General features: G+C 58.0%; 22 protein-coding genes. 13 read left to right on the top strand and 9 right to left on the bottom strand.

What is annotated here, in order from left to right:
- Position 1: 1 nt before the first annotated feature.
- From AXG89_RS24395 to AXG89_RS24385, 3 genes are all read right to left on the bottom strand, one after another.
- Positions 2–1408, bottom strand: a complete 1407-nt coding sequence (locus AXG89_RS24395) for a UbiD family decarboxylase (protein ID WP_062173374.1) — start codon at positions 1406–1408, stop codon at positions 2–4.
- 95 nt (positions 1409–1503) lie between these two features.
- Entirely contained in the window at positions 1504–2409 is a 906-nt protein-coding gene (locus tag AXG89_RS24390) for an amidohydrolase family protein (protein WP_062173372.1), read from the bottom strand.
- Entirely contained in the window at positions 2406–3326 is a 921-nt protein-coding gene (locus AXG89_RS24385; RefSeq protein WP_062173371.1) for an amidohydrolase family protein, read from the bottom strand. Before AXG89_RS24385 ends, AXG89_RS24390 begins: the two co-directional genes overlap by 4 nt.
- A gap of 229 nt (positions 3327–3555) precedes the next feature.
- Here AXG89_RS24385 and AXG89_RS24380 point away from each other — a divergent pair, with 229 nt between their 5' ends.
- Entirely contained in the window at positions 3556–4485 is a 930-nt protein-coding gene (locus AXG89_RS24380; RefSeq protein WP_062173369.1) for a LysR substrate-binding domain-containing protein, read from the top strand.
- Here AXG89_RS24380 and AXG89_RS24375 read toward each other — a convergent pair.
- On the bottom strand, positions 4454–5347 hold the full coding sequence (locus AXG89_RS24375; RefSeq protein ID WP_062173367.1) for a LysR substrate-binding domain-containing protein: 894 nt from the start codon (positions 5345–5347) through the stop codon (positions 4454–4456). The genes AXG89_RS24380 and AXG89_RS24375 overlap by 32 nt on opposite strands.
- Positions 5348–5462: 115 nt before the next feature.
- On the opposite strand from AXG89_RS24375, the gene AXG89_RS24370 reads away from it, so the two are divergent.
- Both AXG89_RS24370 and AXG89_RS24365 read left to right on the top strand, forming a co-directional pair.
- Positions 5463–5939: a (2Fe-2S)-binding protein gene (locus tag AXG89_RS24370; RefSeq protein WP_062173365.1), complete on the top strand. Its 477-nt coding sequence runs from the start codon at positions 5463–5465 to the stop codon at positions 5937–5939.
- Positions 5936–8209, top strand: a complete 2274-nt coding sequence (locus AXG89_RS24365; RefSeq protein WP_062173363.1) for a xanthine dehydrogenase family protein molybdopterin-binding subunit — start codon at positions 5936–5938, stop codon at positions 8207–8209. The genes AXG89_RS24370 and AXG89_RS24365 overlap by 4 nt, the downstream gene beginning before the upstream one ends.
- A 539-nt stretch (positions 8210–8748) precedes the next feature.
- Here the strand turns inward: AXG89_RS24365 and AXG89_RS24360 are convergent.
- Entirely contained in the window at positions 8749–9069 is a 321-nt protein-coding gene (locus tag AXG89_RS24360; protein ID WP_062173360.1) for a CcdB family protein, read from the bottom strand.
- On the bottom strand, positions 9069–9311 hold the full coding sequence (locus tag AXG89_RS24355) for a type II toxin-antitoxin system CcdA family antitoxin (RefSeq protein ID WP_047846543.1): 243 nt from the start codon (positions 9309–9311) through the stop codon (positions 9069–9071). The genes AXG89_RS24360 and AXG89_RS24355 overlap by 1 nt, the downstream gene beginning before the upstream one ends.
- A gap of 460 nt (positions 9312–9771) precedes the next feature.
- On the opposite strand from AXG89_RS24355, the gene AXG89_RS24350 reads away from it, so the two are divergent.
- On the top strand, positions 9772–10899 hold the full coding sequence (locus AXG89_RS24350) for an AAA family ATPase (RefSeq protein ID WP_062173358.1): 1128 nt from the start codon (positions 9772–9774) through the stop codon (positions 10897–10899).
- A gap of 7 nt (positions 10900–10906) precedes the next feature.
- Here the strand turns inward: AXG89_RS24350 and AXG89_RS24345 are convergent, their stop codons facing one another.
- From AXG89_RS24345 to flgM, 3 genes are all read right to left on the bottom strand, one after another.
- Complete coding sequence (locus AXG89_RS24345; protein WP_062173356.1) at positions 10907–11536, bottom strand: hypothetical protein; 630 nt, start codon at positions 11534–11536, stop codon at positions 10907–10909.
- A 160-nt stretch (positions 11537–11696) separates the two neighbouring features.
- The gene (locus tag AXG89_RS24340) at positions 11697–12065 is read right to left on the bottom strand and encodes an RHS repeat-associated core domain-containing protein (RefSeq protein WP_082771594.1); all 369 of its coding nucleotides are present in this window, start codon (positions 12063–12065) and stop codon (positions 11697–11699) included.
- Between the two features lie 399 nt (positions 12066–12464).
- Positions 12465–12770: a flagellar biosynthesis anti-sigma factor FlgM gene (gene flgM, locus AXG89_RS24335; protein ID WP_062173354.1), complete on the bottom strand. Its 306-nt coding sequence runs from the start codon at positions 12768–12770 to the stop codon at positions 12465–12467.
- Between the two features lie 578 nt (positions 12771–13348).
- On the opposite strand from flgM, the gene AXG89_RS24330 reads away from it, so the two are divergent.
- From AXG89_RS24330 to AXG89_RS24290, 9 genes are all read left to right on the top strand, one after another.
- Positions 13349–13756, top strand: a complete 408-nt coding sequence (locus tag AXG89_RS24330; RefSeq protein WP_062173352.1) for a hypothetical protein — start codon at positions 13349–13351, stop codon at positions 13754–13756.
- Complete coding sequence (locus tag AXG89_RS24325; RefSeq protein WP_062173350.1) at positions 13753–14274, top strand: RES family NAD+ phosphorylase; 522 nt, start codon at positions 13753–13755, stop codon at positions 14272–14274. Before AXG89_RS24330 ends, AXG89_RS24325 begins: the two co-directional genes overlap by 4 nt.
- A gap of 360 nt (positions 14275–14634) precedes the next feature.
- On the top strand, positions 14635–14871 hold the full coding sequence (locus tag AXG89_RS24320) for a type II toxin-antitoxin system ParD family antitoxin (RefSeq protein WP_062173348.1): 237 nt from the start codon (positions 14635–14637) through the stop codon (positions 14869–14871).
- Complete coding sequence (locus AXG89_RS24315) at positions 14868–15206, top strand: type II toxin-antitoxin system RelE/ParE family toxin (protein ID WP_062173346.1); 339 nt, start codon at positions 14868–14870, stop codon at positions 15204–15206. Before AXG89_RS24320 ends, AXG89_RS24315 begins: the two co-directional genes overlap by 4 nt.
- A gap of 1152 nt (positions 15207–16358) precedes the next feature.
- Entirely contained in the window at positions 16359–17888 is a 1530-nt protein-coding gene (locus AXG89_RS24310) for a sigma-54 interaction domain-containing protein (RefSeq protein ID WP_236873549.1), read from the top strand.
- Positions 17889–18175: 287 nt separating this feature from the next.
- Positions 18176–18661, top strand: a complete 486-nt coding sequence (locus AXG89_RS24305) for an OsmC family protein (RefSeq protein WP_082771651.1) — start codon at positions 18176–18178, stop codon at positions 18659–18661.
- A 76-nt stretch (positions 18662–18737) separates the two neighbouring features.
- Positions 18738–19865: an acyl-CoA dehydrogenase family protein gene (locus AXG89_RS24300; protein ID WP_236873548.1), complete on the top strand. Its 1128-nt coding sequence runs from the start codon at positions 18738–18740 to the stop codon at positions 19863–19865.
- A complete protein-coding gene (locus tag AXG89_RS24295; RefSeq protein WP_062173340.1) occupies positions 19862–21205 on the top strand; it encodes an FAD-dependent oxidoreductase in 1344 nt (447 codons plus the stop codon). Before AXG89_RS24300 ends, AXG89_RS24295 begins: the two co-directional genes overlap by 4 nt.
- A 39-nt stretch (positions 21206–21244) precedes the next feature.
- Positions 21245–22624 carry a CmpA/NrtA family ABC transporter substrate-binding protein gene (locus AXG89_RS24290; RefSeq protein WP_062173338.1) on the top strand — a complete coding sequence of 460 codons (1380 nt, stop codon included), beginning with the start codon at positions 21245–21247 and terminating at the stop codon, positions 22622–22624.
- The last annotated feature ends 11 nt before the right edge of the window (positions 22625–22635 follow it).

The raw sequence follows: 22635 nt of genomic DNA, 5'->3' as shown, positions 1-22635 counted from the left end.
GTCATGCCGGCACTCCGCGCTCGAGACCAGCAAGCAGAGAACGCGCTTGATCGATCGCACGTTCGCCGATGCGCGCGCGAATGCCCTCGAATGCGGAGCCGCGAGTCGCATCGATACCCATGCGCGAGGTCGTGCCTGACGCCGAAGACGAAGGATCGAGCGGACTGCCCGGCAAGCCGTCGATCACGAACAGGTCGCGATGCGGCTGGAAATGCGTAGCGACCGCCCATAACACTTGTGAGTCGTCGCTGATGTCGATGTCGCTGTCCACCGCGATCACATTCTTCAGATAAGGGTCCCAGCCGAGCAACGCGAGCATGATCTGGCGCGCTTCACCGTCGCGCGACTGGTTCAGTGCGACATAACAATGGAAGTGCGTGCCGGAGTTCGGGTAATGAAGCGCGGTCACGGAGGGAAAACGCGCCTTCAACTTCTCGCTCATTTCCGCCTCGCGCGGCAAACGCGCGAGCGTCAGGTGCTCGGCATACGGACCACCGACCACGTCGACGAGCCATGCATCGCGACGGCGCATCATGGTGTCGATGCGCAGCACATTGTTGGTCGAGCGATCCGACGAATAACCGGAGAACTCCCCGAACGGACCTTCTTCAGCGCGCTCGGCTGGATCGATCGTGCCTTCGAGCACGAACTCCGCAGCAGCGGGTGCGCCTATGCCGTAACGCGGCGTGCGCACGAGTTCAAGCGGCGCGTTGAACAGGCCACCGGCAATCAAACGCTCGTCCGTCCCGAACGGTACCCGCGCGGAAGCTGCGAGCATGAAGAGCGGATGAGCGCCGATCACCATTGCAACGCGGAGCACGTCGCCGCGTTGCTGCGCGCTTTGTAGCATCCGCCAAAGGTGTCCGCGTGAGTGCAGGCTGGTGGCGAGTGCATTGCGCGCGTGGCACATGGAACGGTGGTAGCTGAGGTTGGCGATGCCCGTCACCGGATCTTCGGCGACGATCACCGCGTTGGTAATGTAAGGGCCGCGGTCGGTATCGAAATGCCGGATCATTGGCAGGTGATCGAGGTTGACTGCATCGCCTTCGGTGACCTGATCGAGCACTGGACCGTTCGCTACGAAACGCGGCGCAAGCGGCGCATTCGCACGGCTTTGATAGGCTTCAAACAAGTGCGGCGGTTCGACATCGAACAGCCGCGCAATGCGTCTGCGGGACGCAAAGACGTTAGTGACGAGCGGTGTGTCCAGACCATCGACCTGCTCGCAGACCAGCATCTCATGCCGGCCTCGCGCCGCCAGTTCCGCGACCAGCGCAGTCACATCCTGATCGGCGGACAACGGGTGCCTGATCGTCAGCACGTCATCGGGAAAGAGGTCGCGATAGGTGGACACGAATGCGTGAAAGTCCTGCGTTCCCGCGAGTTCGTGCAAGCGTGCATCGGCCATGGTGGGCTCCGGCGTGTGGACAAAAAAGAGGCGCGACGACCACGGGCGCACGCTTGGATACGCATGCAGATACGGCGCCCGTGGTCCTCCATCAACTACACATAGCTCGCCTTGAGGCGCTTCTCAGCCTCGGCCAGATCCTTCGGCGGTTTGCTCGGCTCGATGCCGACCAGCCTCGCGATGTTGTTGCCCATGTAGTCTTCGAGTCCGTCCTCGTCCAGGTCCATGCCTTGCGGCGCCGGCGAACACAGCATTTCCAGTTCACGCAACCACATGCCCGGCTCGTTCGGCGGCGAGTCCGTGCCGAACACGATCTTGTTGCGCGGCAACTCTTTCGCGAACTCAACAATGCGCGACTGATAGCACCAGCCCGACTCGCAATACACGTTCGGCGTATCCATTGCCATCCAGAAGGATTCGAACGAATAGTTGCCGCCGGTCTGGATCCCGAAGTGACCGATGATGAAATTCACCATCGGAAATTCGCGGATGATCGGATAGAACTGCGTCGGGATGGTGTACGGCCCGTCGCCTGTATGAATCAACACGACCACGCCCAGTTCCGCGCATTTCTTCATCGCGGGACGCAACCAGTCGAGCGCGCGATCAGGCCGGTAGCCATGCATGTTGGCGTGCAGCTTCAGCATCTTGAAGCCGTACTCCTTCACATGGAACTCGAGTTCGGCCGCGCCGTTTTCCGGGCCCCAGCGCGGGTTGTAGGTGAAGTTGCCGATAAACCTGTCGGGGTATTTCTGCGTCAGTTCGGCGATGTACGCCATGTAGTCGCGAATGCCCTCGCGGCCACGCCGGTTACCGTCGCGATAACCCGTGTTGCCGGGCGGCGGCTGGATGAACCCCATGTCGATACGGCGCGGCTTGCCGTTGATCATGTACGGGCCGTCCATCATCTTGAGCAGGCGCTCGCCGGTGAACGGCTCGCCGGTATGGCGCCAGGCTTCGTCGACGAGATTGGTCGGGTGCAGATGGGTATCGATGATCATGCGCGGGCTCCGGCAAACTGGTTCAGATAGTCGTGTGCTTGCTCCACACTGCGCGGCGGCGGACTCGGTTCGAGGCCGATCATTCGCGCGAGGTTGTTGCCGAGATAATCCTCGAGCGTGTCCTCATCAAGATTCAGACCTTGCGGTGGCTCGTGGCACAGGACTTCGAGCAGGCGCAGCCACATGCCCGGTTCGTTCGGCGGCGTGTCGGAGCCGTACAGGATCTTGTGCGTGGGCAGCACCTTCGCAAATTCGACAATGCGCGATTGCAGGCACCAGCTCGATTCGCAATAGACGTTGGGGGTATCCATGGCCATCTGGAATGGCTCGAAGCAATACACGCCACCGGTCTGCACGCCGAAGTGCGCCATGATGAAATTCACCGACGGAAATTCCCGGATCAGCGGATACCACTCGGTCGGAATGCTGTATGGACCATCGCCGGTATGAAGCTTGACGATGAGCCCCAGCTCCGCGCATTTGCGCAGTGCCGGCCTTAACCAGTCGAGTGCGCGGTCCGGTCGGTAGGCGTGCATGTTGGCCTGCAACTGAACCATCTTGAAACCGTGTTCCTTCGCGTAGAACTCAATCGCCTTGGCCCCGTTCTCCGGACCGCAGCGCGGGTTGTAGACAAAGCAACCTATCAGGCGGTCGGGGTAACGTTGTGTCAGCTCGACGGTGTAGGCCATGTAGTCGTCGATCGACTCGCGGCCTGAGCGCTCGCCGTCGGTCCACGTATAGATTGTGTTGCCCTGGGGCGGCTGGATAAAAGCCTTGTCGATGCGGCGCGGTTTGCCGTTGATGATGTACGGCCCGTCGAGCGTCTTGAGGAGGCGTTCGCCCGTGAACGGTTCGCCGTCGTGGCGCCAGGCGAGGTCGACCAGGTTGGTCGGGTAACAGCTTGTGTCGATGATCATGTACTCGATCTCCCATAACAGAGGAACTGGCATTAACCAGTTGCCGGATCGCTGGCAGGCGCATCTGCGGATGTGCATTGCGGCCCTTGTCAAAGCACTATTTTTTAGCGCTTTCCCCTCGCCGGCATCGAGTGTCACACTGATGTGCACTGCTGCTTGATTCGCAGTCTCTTCAAACAAAAGCGCTCTGTACAATATTTTTTAACGTGACTCTTGATACGTAGGCGATATGGACATCCGGCTGTTGCGTTACTTCGCGGTGCTTGCCGACGAGTTGCATTTCGGCCGCGCAGCCGCGCGCCTGCACATTTCCCAGCCCCCTTTGAGCCAGCAGATCAGGCTGCTTGAAGAAGAGCTGGGCACGGCTCTTTTCACGCGCTCGCAACATCGTGTCGAGCTTACGGAGGCAGGGAAAACACTGAAGGAACAAGTGCCCCTGGTGTTCGCGCAGTTCGAACGGGCGATCGATCTGGCGCGCTGCGCGGGGCGAGGGGAAGTAGGGAACCTTGAGATAGGCATCATCAGTTCTGCCATGGTCGACGCCATTCCACTCGCGCTGCGCGCGTTCGACGAGCGTTATCCGGCCGTACGCTGGACGCTGCACGAAATGACGCCTGCCGCGCAGATACAAGCGCTGAAGGAGCACCGCCTGGACGTGTGTTTCTTTCGTATGACCCATGACGACCCGGAGATCCAGAGCGAGGTGGTCGTGAGGGAATGTGCAATGGCCGTGCTGCCGCCGGGACATCGGTTCGCACAGAGACAGGAGATCGCGTTGAAGGAGTTGCACGCGGAGCGCTTCGTGTCGTTCGGCCTGACGCATTCGAAGCTTGCGAGGTTCTTACGGGACTGTTGTATTGAAGCCGGGTTTACGCCGAAGATCGAGCAGGAGGTGGTCGAAGTGCAGACGTTGCTGTGCCTGGTGAGGCAAGGGCTTGGCGTGGCACTGGTGCCGTCCTCGGCGCAGCAGTTGACAACCGGCGGTGTAGTGTTCATGCCGTTGAGCGGACAACCGCCGGAGGTGTCGCTCTATGCGCGCTTCCGGACCGGCGATACGTCGCCGGTGCTACGGCTGTTTCTCGATACCGTGCGCCAATGCGCGGAAGCACTTTCTACTGACGCACCTTTCACTCAAGGCTCTGCGCCACCAGCGCCTTGAGCGTCTCCACCACGTCCGCCACCCTCTCGCGTTTGCCCTGCGGCCACACTGCGTACAAGTTGTAGTGGGTTGGAATGGCGACCTCGGTCAGCGTCACCAGTTGCCCTGCACGTAGTGCATCCGCCGCGAGCAAACCCCGTGCGAGCCCGACGCCTACGCCCGCTGCCATGGCTTCAATCAGGCTAGCCGCGTTGTCGAACACGGCGAGCGTGTTCGAGGGTTCGAGCGCCGCCAGGCCGGCCGCTTCGAGCCATGGAATCCATGATCGCTTGGTATAACCGAGCAGCGGCAACTCGAGCACCGCCTCAGGCGCGAGCGGCAAACTCAGGCCGAATTTTTTCACCAGCGCGGGTGAGGCCATGACCGTCAACCGGTCGCTGCACATCAACTTATTTTCATAACCCTCCCATTCGCCGTAGCCGTATCGCAATGCTATGTCGACGCGTTCGAACGCCGTGCGCTCGTGGCGAGGCGTCGACAGCACAGTCAGCGCACGCCCGTCCAACGCTTCGATCAACCCGGCCAGTCGGGAGCTAAGCCAGTGTTGTGACAACTCTGGATCGACGTCGAGCGTAAGGGAGTGTGAGGCCGGCCGCTCCTGCACGGAGGACAACGCACGGTCGATCTGCTCGAAGCCGTCGCCAAGCAGGTTGGCGAACAGGACGCCGGCGTCGTTAAGCATCACGCGCCCATTCTTGCGTTCGAACAACGGTTGCCCGACGAATTCCTCCAGCGTCCGGATTTGTTGACTGATCGCGCTATGCGTGAGGTCGAGCTGCCTTGCCGCGCTCGAGAAGCTGCCGCCGCGCGCCGCGTTGAGGAAAGCTTGCATCGACTGGATGGAAGGGTAGCGTTTGAACATACCTGTTAGTCGGACTGACGGCCGTTAGAAGAAATTGTCGCTGGCGCGGGATTTAACGGCTTTCAATAATCGGCGCGACGGCTGGACAACAAGCGACAAGCGAAAGGAGACACCCATGATCGAGATCATCGTCAACGACGAGCGGCATACGCTCGACAATGTACCGGAAGACATGCCGCTGTTGTGGGTGTTGCGCGACAGCCTGAAACTCACCGGCACGAAGTTCGGTTGCGGCGGCGGTTTTTGCGGCGCGTGCACCGTGCACCTAGACGGTAACGCGATGCGCTCCTGTGTGCTGCCGGTGGGGGCGGTAGCGGGGCATCGCATTACGACTATCGAAGGTTTGTCGAAGACCGGCGAGCATCCGTTGCAGCGTGCATGGGTTGAAGAGGACGTGCCGCAATGCGGTTATTGCCAACCCGGGCAGTTAATGTCAGCCGCGGCGTTCCTCAACGGCAAGCCCGAAGTCAACGACGAAACGATCACCGCGGCCATGTCGGGCAACGTGTGTCGCTGCGGCACTTATGCGCGTATTCGAAGGGCGATCAAACGCGCCGCTCCCGAACTCTTGTCGCCAAAGAAGGAGGCATGATGCGCGACGCAAGCAAACCGGCCGTGACGCTGGTCGAGTCTCGAGAGGTTTCCCGCCGACGCTTCCTGAAGCAGGGTTCGGCGTTGGTCGCCGCAGGGGTTGCTGTCGGTTTTCGTCTGCCTGACGCGCGGGCGAGCGAAGCATCGGGCACCGCTGCGTCAACGAGCGCGACCAACGAATTCGAACCCAACGCATGGGTCCGCGTATTACCCGACGACACGATCAAACTCGTAGTCCACAAACATGACTCGGGCACCGGAACGCGGACCGCGCTGGCAGCGATCGTGGTGGAGGAACTCGATGTCGACCCGTTCGCGGTCGACGTGATCACGCCCGAAAATCCGTTCTACGCGGTCTACATTCATCCATTGTGGAAGGTTTTCTCAACGGGGGGCAGTACCAGCGTCTCGCTCGAATACGATCGCCTTCGAATGGCAGGAGCAACCGCAAGGGCGATGCTCGTCGCGGCTGCTGCCAACCAGTGGAACGTACCCGTTGCATCGTGCTCGACGGCGAACGGTTATGTTGAACATGCAGCGAGTGGCCGGCGGGCGAACTACGGATCGCTAGCTGAAGCTGCGGCACGCGTTCCTGCGCCGAAGGATGTCGCGCTCAAGGACCCCACGCAGTTCAAGTACATCGGCAAGCTGCAGAAAAAGCGCGGGGCCGCGCAGAAGGTCGCGGGGACGTTTCAATACAGCATCGACGTCGATCTGCCCGGCATGCTGGTTGCCGTGATCACGCGCGCGCCGGTGATCGACGCGCGCGTGCGCAGCGTCGATTCGTCCACCGCACTCAAAGTGCCGGGCGTGCGCGGCGTGATCGAGATTCCAGGGCGGCCGGATGTGCTGGGCGGCAATCAGGCAGGCGTCGCGATTCTTGCGGATGACTACTGGTCAGCGCATCAAGGACAGGCGACGTTGCAGATCGAGTGGGACGACAGCCTCTTCGAAAGCTTCAACAGCGACGCGCTCGCAGGTCATCAGGCCGCGTGGCTCGACAGCCCGGCGGCGCATGTCGTGCCGACCATTCAATCGGGTGACGCGAAGGCCGCGTGGACGCATCCGGCGCGCGTGATAGAAGCATCGTATTCGATGCCGTACAAAGCCCAGAATCCGATGGAACCCGTCAACGTCACCGCATGGGCAAGCAAGGATGCAATAGCCTACTGGGGCGGTATCCAGGTCCCTTCAACGGCGCAGGAGGCCGCCGAAGTGATCGGCGGATTCAAGGGAGATCAGGTCACAGTGCACGAGCTTGTATCGGGCGGCAGCTTCGGCGCGCGCGAATCCAAATACTGGCTGTTCGAAGTTACCTACCTCGCGGTAAAGACCGGCAAACCAGTCAAGCTGATGAACAGCCGCGAGACGGAAATGGGCGCGCTGTTTCATCACGCGGCTACGTACCATCGCGCGAAGGCGGCGCTCGACGAGCACGGCCGCCTGGCCGCGTTGCAACTGCGTGCCGTCTCGCCGGCGTCGCCGGAGCAATGGGAGCCGGGTTATTTCGATCGCGCGGATCGCATGGACTACAGCACCACCGAGGCCATAAACGCGCGCGAGTTCACGTACCGCGCGCCGCATCTGGACATTGGCTGGGTGCGCCATGAAACGGGTGTCCCGACGGGTTGGTATCGGGCGGTCAGCTACATCTCTAATGTGTTCGCGGTCGAGTCGATCATCGATGAAGCGGCCCATCTCGGCAACCGCGACCCGTTGCAGTTCCGGCTGGCGAACATGCATGATGAGCCGCGCCATGCGGCGGTCATGAAACGAGCCGCGCAGCGCGCGGGATGGCATGAGCCGCTGCCCGCAGGCGTGTCGCTGGGCATTGCGACCAATCAGGCGTATGGCAGTTATGTCGCGGTCGTCGCCCGTGTCGCGAAGAAGGAAGGAGCGATCGTCATAGAGAAGCTCACTTGCGTGGCGGATTGCGGTCTGGCGGTGTCTCCCGGTGGCGTGGAGGAGCAACTCTATGGTGGCCTGATGTGGGGCCTCGGACACGCGCTCTTCGACCAGATCAACATCCGCGACGGCCGCGTCATGCAACGCAACTTCGATACGTATCGGGTGGCGCGAATGAGCGACATGCCCGCCGTCGATATCGAGATCGTGCAGGGAGACCTCACCAAACCGGGGGGCGTAGGCGAGCTATCGAGCCCGGCAGTGACACCGGCTGTTGCCAATGCCATTTATCGTCTGACCGGAGAACGCAAGCGGTCCACACCGTTCGACATGCTAATAAAGCGCGCTGGCCAAAAAACTTCATGATCGTTGACCCGATTGAAGGCAGTGCGTGGTGCGGTAACGTGCGAATTCTTTGCGGACGATGAGGCAGCTCCGGTGGAGAGCGTTGCAAACATGTGTTGTTTGCGACAATCCTGCTCGAAAATAAATCGCGTTGGCGCACCAAGATCGTAAGTGCGCGGATTTTCGGCAAACGCGATGGCTATAACGTGCGCAACGCCAGACACCCTAGGCTGACATAATTGTTCCAACTCCATCGCTGTTAATTTAGGAAACCTAAAATAATTGACATAAATAGAATGATCGTGTTTTAATTTGTCAGGAATGCGAATTAATTAATTTGCGCTGGTTGAAATGAAAGACCGCAAAAGTAGCCTGAGTCTGCAAGTCACATAACACAGCGGTGTACGAACTCACCAAAAGGGCGGCAGTACGGGGCTTTGACGGTTAAGGATTATGGACATCGCAGATCAATGCTTACGCGCAACGCTGAGTGTCCTCAGTGCCGCTGATGTCTGCACTTTTGCCAATTCACCTACTAGACTGATCACTGACGCCTCCGTTCAGTAGGCGCCGAAAATCCGATCGACTGCAGCCAAGATGGCATCGCGGCGATCCGCAAGGGAGCCAATGCGTTTGCCGAGCGCGTTCTGCGGAACAGCACTCATGGCAGGCGTGTCGAGAAAGTGCTTTTCTCCATTGATTTCGAAGACTGGCAGCAAATCGGACGGCTTGCCTGAGAATCCGAGGTCCGGGGTAGGTCTCAAAGGAATCACAATGCGCGTCGGCAAGATTCCGACATGCGTGCTCTGCACGTCGAGCAGGTAAGGTGCAAGGCGCCGCGTCTCGTCGTCGGGATTATCGTAAAGATCAAAACGCGCCATCAAAACGTCCTGTATTTCGAGAGCGGGAGCCCGTCGCGTTCGACCATCGCAGTGTATGCCGCGACCAACTCGGCATTGTCATCAGCCCAACGACGAGCCTCGGTCTCCTGGATTTCTTCGCGTACACCACGCTCGCTTGCGCGCGAAAGGTTGATCCCGAGCTCCTTGGCCCGATCCAGAACTTCAGGCGGCAGCGTGACATTCGTTGATTTGCGTGCCCGGACTTCGAGTGCCTTACCCATGCACATCTCCATGTTGGAAAACATGTGCATTATAGTCCACACGTGCTTTGGTGGTATGCAATGAGGCTTTTTTACCGCCACTGAATGTGGCTTTGAGCGACGTTTGTTAAGCGTTTTACGAATAGGTGATAATTAACATTATGTCAAATGACGTTGTCGGCGGTATCGATTCATCTCTGGACTCATTAACCGCAGCGATTTTAAGTGATTGTCGGACCGGAAAGGAGCCCACTTGACCGTTTGAAGTGTCGCCCGCGGCCACGCGCCCGTGCTGACATTTGCGATCGCCTGCTCTTGGAGCCAATCTGTCACACTATCGGCAGCAGATGCTTGAAATGCTTGTCCTAACAAGACCAACTGACTCAAATTCATCCGTCCGCATGGACTGTTTCCCGACCTCGAAACATGCTAATTTACTAAGTAAATCCTGAAAGACATACCCCTTCCGGCAAATCCAAGCATGAATATTTCAAGAATAAAGGTTTCGGGATATCGGTCGCTTCGCTCAATCGATTTTCCTCTCGGCGGCCTCAATATATTCGTTGGCGAAAACGGTACTGGAAAGACCAATTTGTATCGATCATTGCAACTTATTCAGTCGGCTGCAAACGGATCCCTAGCGCAGGATCTGGTAAGGGAGGGGGGCATGCCATCTGCCATCTGGGCCGGAGTATCGAAGCTGGCTGGCAAATCACGAATTATTTTAACTGTGGAACTTTCAGAAAGAGAAACGAATCAACGCTGTTTTAGGTACGAATGCGAGATAGGTTTTGTCGCTCCGCCTCCTAGTCCTGCATTTCCACTAGAGCCACAGATAAGAACCGAATCGCCTATCAACTTGCAATGCCGGCGACCATTAACCCTTCTTCACCGACGCAACGCGTTTATGTCCGCAGTCGACAATGAAGGAGTCGAACAAGACAAGATGAATTTCTTGCTCTCGTCGGAAACAGCGCTCGCATCGCTAAGGGATACCCGGCGTTATCCCGACCTCGACGCCGTACGCGCTACTCTGCAAGCTTGGAGGTTTTACCATGAGTTTCGAACCGACCGTGATGCCCCGTTGCGGCGGCCCTCCCTTCCAATCACAAGCTCTGCGCTGGATTCCGACGGCGGTAATTTAGCAGCGGTGTTTGCTACTTTACGACATATTAGACAAGAAACTGTTGACTTGGACATAGCAGTCGCCGACGCATTTCCCGGCGCCCGACTGATCGTACCTTTCCCTGAGAAGTCGGCTACGTTTGGCCTCGAATACTTGGAATATCCCGGACGCTTATTTGATGCATCTGAATTATCTGATGGAACGGTCCGGTTTTTGGCGCTTGCAGGAGCACTTAATGCATATCGTTTGCCGCCCTTTATTGCACTAAACGAGCCCGAAAGTAGCTTACATCCTAATCTTTTACGCCCGCTCGCTAAGATGATTCAAAAAGCTGCTACAAAAACGCAGGTTTGGGTTGTGACACATTCCGAGGTGCTTTCCAACGAAATATCCAATCAGACATCTGTTCCATCGGTGAATGTCTTCAAGAAGGATGGGCAAACATGGTTGGAAGGATTAAGCATGCTCGGGCACTATAAATAGATAAACGCTATCGTTCCCGTGTGGCTTTGATGAATGCTGCATTCTGCCATTCTTCGTATCCTAGAAGAGAACCCTGCATTCTGTCATACAATTCTCCATAGCCTGCAGTCATACCACTGAACAGCAAGAGAATGTACGCATCAATGCGCCATTCTTCGCTCATGGTTGAAAATAAAATGTATCGGGTTCTTACATTCCTGTTGGCAGGGTTTATTTTCGACATGGAAATATCGTGTTCGATAAATTCGCGTTTAATCAATTTTCCTGCCGCAACTAACTCGTCGAATGCCGATTCAGGAAAAAGTTTCCTTACTAATCCCTCTGGATAATGCTCCGAAAATACCGCGAGTGGTTTTAATCCGGAAACCATAAGTTGTAATTCGCGATTTGTGTGAACAGCATAAGGTAAAGTGTCCGCGAAACATTGTGGGCGAACCGACGCCCGGCAAAACGGTTTTTTGATCGATATCTTAAATTTGGATTCAATATTTGAGACTTGAGATGATTCAAGTTCAATCCCAAAAACATCAATAATATTGGTCTCAAGTGTTTGAGCGACCTCTTCTACCGTTGCATGTATCACGTGGTCTTCGATCAAGCACCCAAGCCAGTCATATGTCGAAATGTACACGGTCATTTAGTCTTCCTACTGTGAAATTTCATAACGAGGCATTTGCAGACAACTTGCATTTTACGCTCTGCCGCAGGGCTACGACGCTTGGTCACTGATTTACGAATGTTAAAGTTTGCAACGCGCCATGAGGGATGAACCACCTGGCGCGAAGCAATACCCGTGTTCATCCGGGACACATCTTGCCGTCGGGCGGCTCTGGTGATTCATGTTCCGGAATCAGCGGCAAATACGGTACCCCCCCGTTGGGGTCATTTGATTTGCCGTAACAGCTGTCACAGTAAGGATTCGGATAATTCTTGTTGCCATTCGGCGCACCACATTCAGGACACCAAGACGTAGGTGAACGCGCAGTCCCATTAGGATCCTCGAAGTTGATCGGGTCGCTATCTACATATTGATACAAACTATTTTGACCGCTCGCAAATCCAATGGGATCCGCGCTGATGAAACGGCCTTGTGCAGGGTTGTAATAACGCGATCGATAAAAATACAAACCAGTACCGTCATTCTCCCTTGAGGTGTATAAGCTTATGTCAAATTAATACGTCATGAATTGACCAAACGTACGGTCGAACACCGCGCGCACGGTCGCATATCCGTTTCTTTGTTCGCCCGACGTTAACTACCGTTCATAGTCTATGCGAACCAAAGCCGTAGCAGTCACTCTGTATCAGCCGCCCCTACCTCTAGCACTGACGCTCTGCCACTCGTTCCCATTGCATGAACTACGAGCCCGGTCACAAGGGAGGATCGGTTGGCGTTCGAAGAGTGCACTTTGGCCCAGGGCTTCCCGATTTCTCGACGGTTCCAATGGTGATATTCGGTATCAGCAGCATTGGATTTGCTCAAACATCTCAACGAGCACTAAAGCGACATCCCCGGCGAACGCTTTCGCTCAGCAAGGGAAATCGCTCGCTGAGACCAACTTCCATCAATGCGACTGCGTCCTCATCAGTTCGCTAGCGCTGCTCAGCATACCGCTAGCGATATTGCCCGAATCGATCCTATAGGTGCCGTCGCGAAGTGTGGCCTTGATCGATTCGACCTTCGCCGTGTCGATGTCCGTCGCGCCCGTCGCGCCCAGATCCGACAAGGACGACAAGCTCACCGTCGAGCTTGTTACATCGGCTGCGCTGGACTGCTGCACCGCGCCCGCGCTCTGCACCTTGCTTCTGGCGGCGACACGCGGTTGGTTGGTCTGAAGTGCTGCGGGGACGTTGCTGGAATTGATCTTCATGGTGCGCTCCTTGTTCTGTTGAATCCTTTAACGGATCTTGGCTCGAAGTCTTAACCATGGCGAAGGGCGCGGCCTCACCCTAAACCGCCGCAAACACATACGTGGCGAGCTTCCCGACGAAATGCAACAAATTGAAACAAAGTGTGAGAAATCCCACATTAAGGCAGTTAGCCTTGTAAAAGGTACAATTTTACCAGAGTGCACTCTCGGTTCGGCACTTTTTGCTTCGTATCGAGATGAGCGTTTATTTGCAACTCGAAGGGCTGAGTGCCGCTAGTTATAGACCGGTTCGACCTTAGCCCGGTATCAACTAAAGCCATGCAGCCAAGCATCGCGCACTGTACGGGTGCCTCGACTCGAAAGGTGCCCGAGCCACACAAAGACCAGCTTTACCTATGTCAAATATGGCCCTGCAAATGTCGAGGTCGACTTTGCAAAGCTCACGCGATCAATGAAAAGAAATTGCTGTTAGATCCCGTAGTTCAGGGCCAACACATGCCCATTGCTTGCCTTCGGAAGCAGCGCGAGACTGCGAAGTTGTGCTAGTATTGTGCAAAATAAGTGCACAAGGCGACGCTATGAACTCAAATGCAGATGCGACCGTTCCCGGCGCAGATGTTGGTTTTGATCGATTTATGGCGTCGTTGCGTGACCCAAACGACCCCGCACCGATTGTGTCGGCCCGTCGATTCGGCGAGGCTTTGCATATTGACTTGCAGACCCTGGCGCAGCAAGCGCACGTGCACCGAAATACGATCAGCAGGCAACCTGCGTCCGAAAGCGTACAACGGTTTCTTCGCGATGCCCTAAGGGTGATCCGCGCCGCGACTGATCTTGCAGGCGACGTCTCGAAGGCGCTTTTTTGGTACAGAAACGAACCCCTCCCCGTGTTCGACTATAAAACCGCCGAACAATTGGTATCCGAAGGTCGGGCCGACGATATCATCCGTTTCGTTGCATCCCTCGAAACGGGCGCGGCGGGATGATTTTTGCGAACCTGTTTAACGTAACCGTATATCGGATGCTCGTCCCGAAGTGGGCAGTCGCGCCGATGAGCGGCGCTGGAGCAGGAACGCATGGCGGTCGTGCGAATCGTGTCGGACTCAACGCGCTTTACCTCGCATTGGATCACGACACTGCCGTCAGAGAGTATCAGCAACTCTCGTCCTTGATGCCACCAGGGACGCTGGTTAGCTACAGCCTCACGGCCACCCCTATAGTCGATTTCACCGGTGGATACGAGAGTGGCAAGTGGTCTCCTTTGTGGGAGGATTTTTATTGCGATTGGCGCCACTGCTGGTTCAATGAACGGATCGAGCCACCCAGTTGGATCATCGGCGATGAGGTCGTCTTGAGCGGCGCCAAAGGTATCCTCTTCAAATCACGACTAACACCTAACGGCACGAATCTCGTTCTGTACACAGAGAATTTCGACCCAACCGATCGTCTCGACGTTTTCGATCCGCACAATGCACTACCGAAGAATCAGTCGTCGTGGGGTTGAACTTCGTACAGCATCAGAAACGTCCATCGTGCGCCCTAGCCTCTTATGAGTTGAGGGTAGATCCCTTAACGTCGAGAGGCCTGCGGCAATTTGATGGCAGCTGCCCATGGCTGCTTAGTCCGCTAGGGCTGATACGCACTCCCGATGATCATAAGGTTATGTAAGATGAATCGGCATGAATTGACCAAACGTACGGTCGAACACCGCGCGCACGGTCGCATATCCGGTTCTTTGTTCGCCCGACGCTAACTACCGATCACAATCTATGCGCACCAAAGCCGTAGCAGTCACTTTGTATCGGCCGCCTCATAATACCGCATTACTTTGGCAAAATTTGCCAAAGCGTGCTAGAGTTGTTTAATGACGACCATGAACATTTCCCTACCGGATTCGCTGAAGGTCTACGTCGACGAACAGGTTGGCGAGGGCGGGTACGGCACGAGTAGCGAATACGTCCGCGAACTGATCCGAAAAGACCAAGATCGCAAGCGTCTGCGCGCAATAATCCTGCAGGGCGCATCGTCTGGCCTCGCCGCCCCTGTTGACGCCGACTACTTCGAATCACTGCGCGCTCGCGTGCGTACTTCTCGCAAATGAGGGCTAAGCCCGTCATACCGACAAGGCTAGCCAGGCAGGACATGGAGGACGAGGTGACGTACTACCTCGTAGACGAAGGCTCGGAGCAGGCTGCGCTCGGATTCATCGCGGAGATCGAGCAGGCTTACGAGCGTCTCTCCAAGCACCCGAACATCGGGTCTCCCCGTTACGCGTACGAGCTGGGTATCCCAGACCTGCGGTCGTGGCCACTGGATCGCTATCCGCACCTAATCTTCTATATTGAGCGCGAGGCTCATGTGGAAGTCTGGCGCGTGCTCAACGGCGAGCGTTATATTCCGGCTTGGCTGGAGAGCAACGACGATAAGACTCATTGACCGCCTCTGCACGACACCAGGTCCGTGAGGAGCATTCACGCACTTCCCCCTTTTGACGCCCCATCGTGCACGGACATTGCATCTAGCCAGCAGCCCTCCCCGCCATGCGCAAACTGTCACCTCGCACCTTGGAGGCACCATATATCCGAATTTGTGCAACGGCCCACTGCACAAATTGATAATCCGCTCGCCTTAATACGCATAGGAATGCGAACTAAATTTCGATCATTCTATTTATGTAAACTCGCTTAGGTTGCCTAATCTAATTAAGCCTAATCATATTGAACCAAACGCTTCCATAGCTTCGATAGGCTGCGGTAAAACTTCCGAAGCGAAAGCCCACAGGAGCTGCCCTGCGTCAATTAAAGCCGCTCGCTCTAGCGCCTAGATGAAACCGTAAGCAAGTCAGTCAGCTCTGATACAGGCGAACTTGAGAAGGCCGCTGAACTCGGTTCAAGGCAGAATTCAGGCGAGCCAGTCCGGATACGTACAAAGGCACTTAAGCCTTCCAATACGCCACCGCCGTCATTTCGCTGAGCGGCGTCGCTGCCCGGCGCGTCGATCATTTTTAGGAACCTCGTTCTTGGGGACCGCCGCAGTACCGGCGTATGAGAAGCCTCCTTTTCGTTACGTAGTGTCGCGCGCGTTCCAAGCAAGGCCAAGTCGTTGTGAGGCCCCTAGCCGGGACGTCCAGCGGAACGAAACTTTGAATAGCCAGCCGGTTGAGCTACCGTCGCGTTCTTCGGCCGGTCCACGTCCGCTGTGGGGAACTCAGGTTCCGTGTTAGCGGACAATCTGCTCACCACTGCCTTCACCCAGGCCACTCGCCAGCTTGCCTTCTCAAGGCTAGCCCATACTCATTTACGGACAAATTCACATGACTCCACGGATCTGGCAGGATACGCGTACAAAGCACCGGTCAGGACGAGTGCTAGTCGACCCGACCTGCGACAGGACGAATATATCCAGGTATGTTCAGCCTGACGGAAGATTGCGGAGAGGAGAAATTGGCCGTGCTACGCATGCGAGAACGAGCGATCAAGAGCCATCCTGATGAAGATCCATCGTTCGACTACCCCCATTTGGATTGCTATGCAGAACAGCCCTCGCGAGACTGAAGCGGAAAATCCAGGCCATTGGCGTGAGTCGGAAATGTTGCTTTTGCAGCAGGTGATGGCGCTCATTGGCAAGAACCTTTCGCCCGTTCCGGTGCTTCGTGAAATGCTTCACCTCCTGTCCGAACTGCTTGGTTTGAACCGTGGCCGGGTTGTGTTGCGCGACGAGGGCGCTCAATCCGCTTGTATCAGGCATGCATACGGGCTCACGGCGCAGGAAGTCGAGCGCGGGCGCTATGACGAGGGCGAAGGGATCACGGGTCAGGTCTTACGCGACGGGCATTTGATCATCGTGCAGGATATCGACGCAGAACCCGGTTTCCTTGCCCGGGCGGTCGAACGCTCGAAGCTGCCGCCAGGGCCTGTTTCCTTTATCGCGTTGCCCATCATGAGGGGACAGACGACGGTGGGGGTGCTGGCGTGCCACCGCATCAGGACGCGCAGCCGAGCCCTTGCCGACGACGTGACGCTCCTTCGTATTCTCGCCACGCTGGTCGGCCAGCTCCTGCAACTCGAAGCCAACCTGGAAGAGAAGACTCGCGCGCTTGAACAGCGCAACGCCGTCCTGGCGCAGGCGCTAGCGTCGAGCAGCGCGCGCTATGGAATCATCGGAACCTCGCCGAGATTGTTACGGGCTATTTCCGAACTGGAGCGCGTCTCGGATTCATCGGCGAGCGTGTTACTGCTGGGCGAATCCGGTACTGGCAAGGAGCTGTTCGCCCGTGCATTACATCTGGCGAGTCCACGTCGCGACAAAGCGTTTATCAAGATCAATTGCGCGGCTATTCCCGAAACCCTGTTTGAGTCAGAGCTCTTTGGCTACGAGCGCGGCGCGTTTACGGGCGCGGCCACCGCGCGCGCCGGCTGGTTTGAACAGGCCGACGCTGGCACGATCTTCCTCGATGAAATCGGCGAGATGCCGCTGACCCTTCAAACGAAACTGCTGCGCACGCTTCAGGAGGGCACGCTTACGCGCCTCGGCGGCAAACGCGAGATTCGCGTCGACGTGCGGTTGGTCGCGGCAACGCATCGAGACCTGTTGAGCGGCGTGGCGAGCGGCACGTTCCGGCAGGACCTGTACTACCGGCTCAACGTCATTCCGATCAGCCTGCCTTCACTCGCCGAGCGTCACGAGGACATCCGCGAGCTCGCACTGCATTTCATCAGTCACGTGAATCAAGTGAACCAGCGTAACGTCAACCTCACGGCGGCCGCGCTCGTGCGGCTGCAAGACTATTCGTGGCCCGGCAACATTCGTGAGTTGGCCAACCTGATCGAACGAATCGTGTTGCTCGCGGAGCAGCCCTTGCTGGACGCGGCGGATATAGATCGCTTCCTGCCGCTCGAGTCCGGCGTGGTCGAGAAGACCGTAAAGGTTGCACCCACGCTGGCTTCGCACCAGTTGTCATTGCGCCCTTACGGCAGCGTGAATTCGCATTCCGTCGATACCCTGCTTCATGCCCTTCAGCAATGCGGCGGCAACAAGTCCAGGGCAGCGCAAATGCTCGGGATGACGGCGCGACAGTTCGACTATCGATGGAAAAAGCTAGGCCAAGGCGCCCTATGACCTTTAAACAATGTTGACATTGCTAACAATGTCAACATTTCCAAGGCCCGCTTCATTTGTCACGGCATCGTTACCGGGGCACGGAAATTCGGCGCAGAGCCTCTCCCGACAAGGCTGGACACGATTCACCAACCTACTGGCATATCTGTTGCATTGGAATAGTCGCAACCGCATGGCATGGATGCCTCAGGCGGTTAGCGACACTTTCCTATCAGGAGCCAGCCTTGACCACGAACACTTCCTCAATCGTTACCGCGTTCCTCAGCCCGATCGATCGCGACGGCCTCATGACCTTCGCGGAAAAAGGCCGCAACAACCCCGGCTCACGCGGCAAGAACAATGTCCGCACCGTCTTGCAAGGCAAGTACCGTTCACTGAGCTATGTTGGCAAGCACGAGCCGGTCGTCGTCGACGAACCGCTTCACCTGTTTGGCGACGACACCGCACCCGCGCCGGGCGAAGTTGCGCTGTCCGGACTGGGCGGTTGCCTTGCAGTCGGCATCACGGCCGTTGCCACATGGAAGCAGGTGAAGCTCACGAAACTTGAACTCTCGCTGGAAGCAGATATTGGCAATCCGGCCGCATGGGGCGCCGGTGGCGCTGAGATGCAACCCTCTCAAATGGGCTTCCAGGATATCCGCGTGAAAGTACTGATCGAGGGCGACGCTTCGCGCGACGTGCTCGACGACATCGTGCGGCAGGCCAACTTCTACTCGCCCGTCGCCAACTCGGTTCGCAACCCGATCCCCATGACGGTCACGCTGGCCGACTAGTCACGGCGTTCGTAACGAGCCGGATCGCACCCTGCAACGCCCCTCGAATGCCAAGGAAAACATGATGGAAAGCGCAATGCTTGCCGACCGCGCGCGCGTCGGACGCTGGACCGACGACGCCGTCATGGCGGATGTAGAACGCATTTCGGATGGACCGCTGAAGGATGCGGCGGTGCGCATCGACGAAGGGCATTATCCGCTCGAGATCCTGGCGGCGCTTGGACGGGCCGGCGCGCTTGGGGTGCATCTGGATCGCTACGGCGCGCGCGTGGGTGTGTCTGTGGATGCCATGCAGCGCGCGAGCCGTGCGTGCGGTGCGACCGGTTTCCTGATGTGGTCGCACGATGTCTGCGGGCTGTACATGGAGCAATCCGGCAATCCGGCGCTGAGGGGCGCGCGGCTCGATGCGCACGCCGAAGGCCGGACGTTCGGCGGTACCGCCCTGTCGAATCCGATGAAAGCGTTTTCCGGCATCGAACCCATGATGCTGCGTGCGACGCGTGTCCCCGGTGGTTACCGGATCAACGGCGCGTTGCCATGGGTCAGCCATATCGCGGCCGGACAATATTGTGGCGCCATTGCCGGCGTGCAGCGCGACGATGGCACGGTGACGCATGAAGTGATGTTCATGCTCGATTGCGACGCGCGGGTCGAACTACGTCCCTGCCCCGTGTTCTCGGGCATGGAAGGCACCAGCACATGGGGCGTGAGACTCAACGATTACTTTGTTGGCGAAGCCCAGATCATTGCGGACCCGGCGAGGCCGTTCATCGCACGGATCCGGCCGGCATTCATCCTGCTGCAGGTCGGCATGGCGCTCGGCGTGGCCCAGGGTGCTATTGACTCGATCCTCGAAGTCGAGCCGATGCTTGGCCACGTCAACCGTTTCCTAAGCGACCGCCCGAACGAACTGCGCGCCGAACTCGACGACACCGCCCAGCAGGCGCAACGCCTCGCCAGAACGCCGTATGACGGCAGCAGGGACTATTTGCTCGAAGTCCTGGATGTCCGCGCGCGCGGCTCCGAACTGGCATTGCGAGCCGCGCAGGCGTCGCTGCTGCATCAGGGCGCACGCGGTTACCTGATGAGCGCCGCGCCTCAACGGCGCATCCGTGAATCGCATTTCGTGGCGATCGTCACACCCGCACTCAAGCACCTGCGTTTTGAAATGGCACGGCTCTGCAAAGAGGAGTTCCCGGCATGAACGCCATCATCAGCGACTGGAGGCAATACATCTGCCGCGCGTGCGGCGTGATCTACGACGAGCAAGCGGGCGACCCCGACAGCGGCCTCGCACCCGGCACGCGTTTCGCCGATATCCCCGATAGCTGGGTGTGCCCGCTATGCGGCGTCCAGAAGAGCGATTTCGCGCCTTATGAGCCGGTGGTGGTATCGCGTGAAGAACGCGAAGCGGTGGTTACGCGTGAAACGGGTGTTGTAATCGTGGGTGGCGGCACGGCGGGATGGGCGGTTGCTGAAGCACTACGCGCGCTCGATGCCGACGTGCCCATCACGCTGGTGACTGCCTGCGAAGGCGACCGATATCGCAAGCCTGAGCTATCGGTTGCGTTGAGCCAGAAGAAGACCACCCAGTCGATGATCGCAGAAGCCGCGACCGCTGCTGCCACGCGCCTGAAAGTAAGCCTGCTGCGCAACACCTTTGCGATCGGACTTTCTCCGTCGCTGCATCAGTTGCGCACCACCGCAGGCGCCGTCACCTACACGCAGCTGGTGCTGGCCCAAGGCGCGTGCCCGGTCATGCCGGACGCCTTGCCCAAGGACTTATGCTGGCGCATCAATGATCTCGCCATGTGGGGCGGCGTGCAGCGCGCGGTTGCGTCAGGTCCGAAACGGATTGCCGTGATCGGGGCGGGATTGATCGGTTGCGAACTGGCGGAGGACTTTGCGCGCGCCGGTCATCACGTCACCGTACTCGATGTGCACACGGCACCGCTCACAGGTCTCTTGCCCGAGAAGGCATCGGCACGACTTTTGAGTAGCTGGGCAACGGCGGGCGTGCAGTACAAGGCGAGCCGCATGGTCGCAAGCGTCACGCAGAACTACCAGGGTGAGCGCATCATACAGACGACGAATGGCGAGACCTTGCGCGCCGACCTCGTGCTGTCTGCAACCGGCCTCGCCACTGAACCAAGACTCGCGCGAGCAGCCGGATTGAGCTTTGAAAATGGCATCGTGGTCGATTCGCATACCTTGCGAACCAGCGCGCCGGATATTTATGCGCTCGGCGATTGCATCAGCCTGGAAGGTGCGCCCTGCCGGTATATCGAACCGATAGCGGGGCAAGCAGAAGCCATTGCTCACGCCGTGCTCAAGCGCCCTCACCCGGGCTATCAACACCAGCCGCCCGTACTGCGCGTGAAGACGCGGTCACTGCCTATTTTGATGCGCGGTGTGCCGTCTCGTGATTTGCAATGGGAAGTAGTCGACGAGGATGATCAATACCTGTCCATGGCGCAGTATTGCGACGGCGTGGTCACTGCCTCATTGAAAGTCGGTCAGCGCAGCCTCGAGCTCGCGGAGTAAGCCTTTGCCTTCAACGCGTGGATCATTCAGGGGAAACAGATGGAGAGCCACAACCGTTACGGTCCTTTCGACGGTCACACGGCGCTAGGCGGCTGCGCATGCGGACGGCATCCAAGTCAGGCGGAGCACGTCCGAGCCAGCGCGACCGACGCTGACTCGCTCTCAAGGGACTTTGTAGAGGCGGCTGCAGTGCGCGCGTTGTTCCCCCGCGATACCGCGCGGCGCGCGTTTATCCGTGCGGTCGGCAAGAGCGCCGCGATAGCCGCGGTGTACAGCGTGCTGCCCATATCAGCGATGCAGGAAGCTTTTGCCGAAGACAAGAGCGGCAACCTCGAGAAGCGCGACCTGAACGTCGGCTTCCTGCCGGTCACGTGCGCGACGCCGCTCATTGCCGCCGAACCGCTTGGCTACTACAAAGAGCAGGGACTCAACGTCACCTTACGCAAAGTCGGCGGTTGGGCACTCGTCCGGGACCAGATGCTGAACCATGAGCTTGCCGCGTCCCACATGCTTGCGCCTATGCCGCTGGCGATATCGATGGGAATTGGTTCGCAGCCCTCCCCAACCCGGGTGGCAACCATTCAGAACGTCAATGGCCAGGCCATCGTACTCGCGCTGAAGCACAAGGACAATCGCGATCCGCGCAACTGGAAAGGCTTCAGGTTTGCGATTCCCTTCGATTTTTCGATGCACAACTTCCTGCTGCGTTATTACCTGGCGGAGCATGGCATCGACCCGGATCGCGACGTGCAATTACGCGTGACGCCACCCGCTGAGATGATCGCAAATTTGCGGGCGGGCAACATCGACGGATTTCTTGGACCGGACCCGTTCAACCAGCGTGCTGTGTTCGATGAAGTGGGATTTATTCACGTGTTGTCGCGAGACATCTGGGCGGGTCATCCGTGCTGTTCGTTCAGCGTGCCCGAGGCGTTTATCCGGCAGAATCCGAACACGTTTGCCGCCCTTTACCGTGCGAATCTGAAGGCGGCCGCGTTCGCCCACGAGTCTTCGAATCGCCCTGCGCTCGCGAAAATGATCTCGGCGCCGGCCTATCTGAACCAACCGGAACTCGTCGTGCGCCAAGTGTTGACAGGAACCTTCGCCGACGGCCTCGGCCACGTTCAACGCGTGCCCGATCGCGTCGATTTCGACCCGTTGCCATGGTATTCCATGGCGGTCTGGATGATGACGCAGATGAAGCGATGGGGTTACGTCAAGGGCGAGGTGGACTATCAGGCGCTCGCTGAAAAAGTCTTCCTGATGACCGATGCCCGCAACGCGATGCGTCAGGTCGGCGAGCCGATCCCCGCTGCTGCAAATGCCGGCGGTTACAGGCCTATCACCGTCATGGGCCACCCGTTCGATTCGAGCCGTCCTGACGACTACCTTCATAGTTTCGCCATCAAGCGCGCGTGAGCGCAGGAGGA

This window comes from Burkholderia sp. PAMC 26561, assembly GCF_001557535.2.
Classification (GTDB): domain Bacteria; phylum Pseudomonadota; class Gammaproteobacteria; order Burkholderiales; family Burkholderiaceae; genus Caballeronia.
This window is presented reverse-complemented; position numbering and strand designations above follow the sequence as displayed.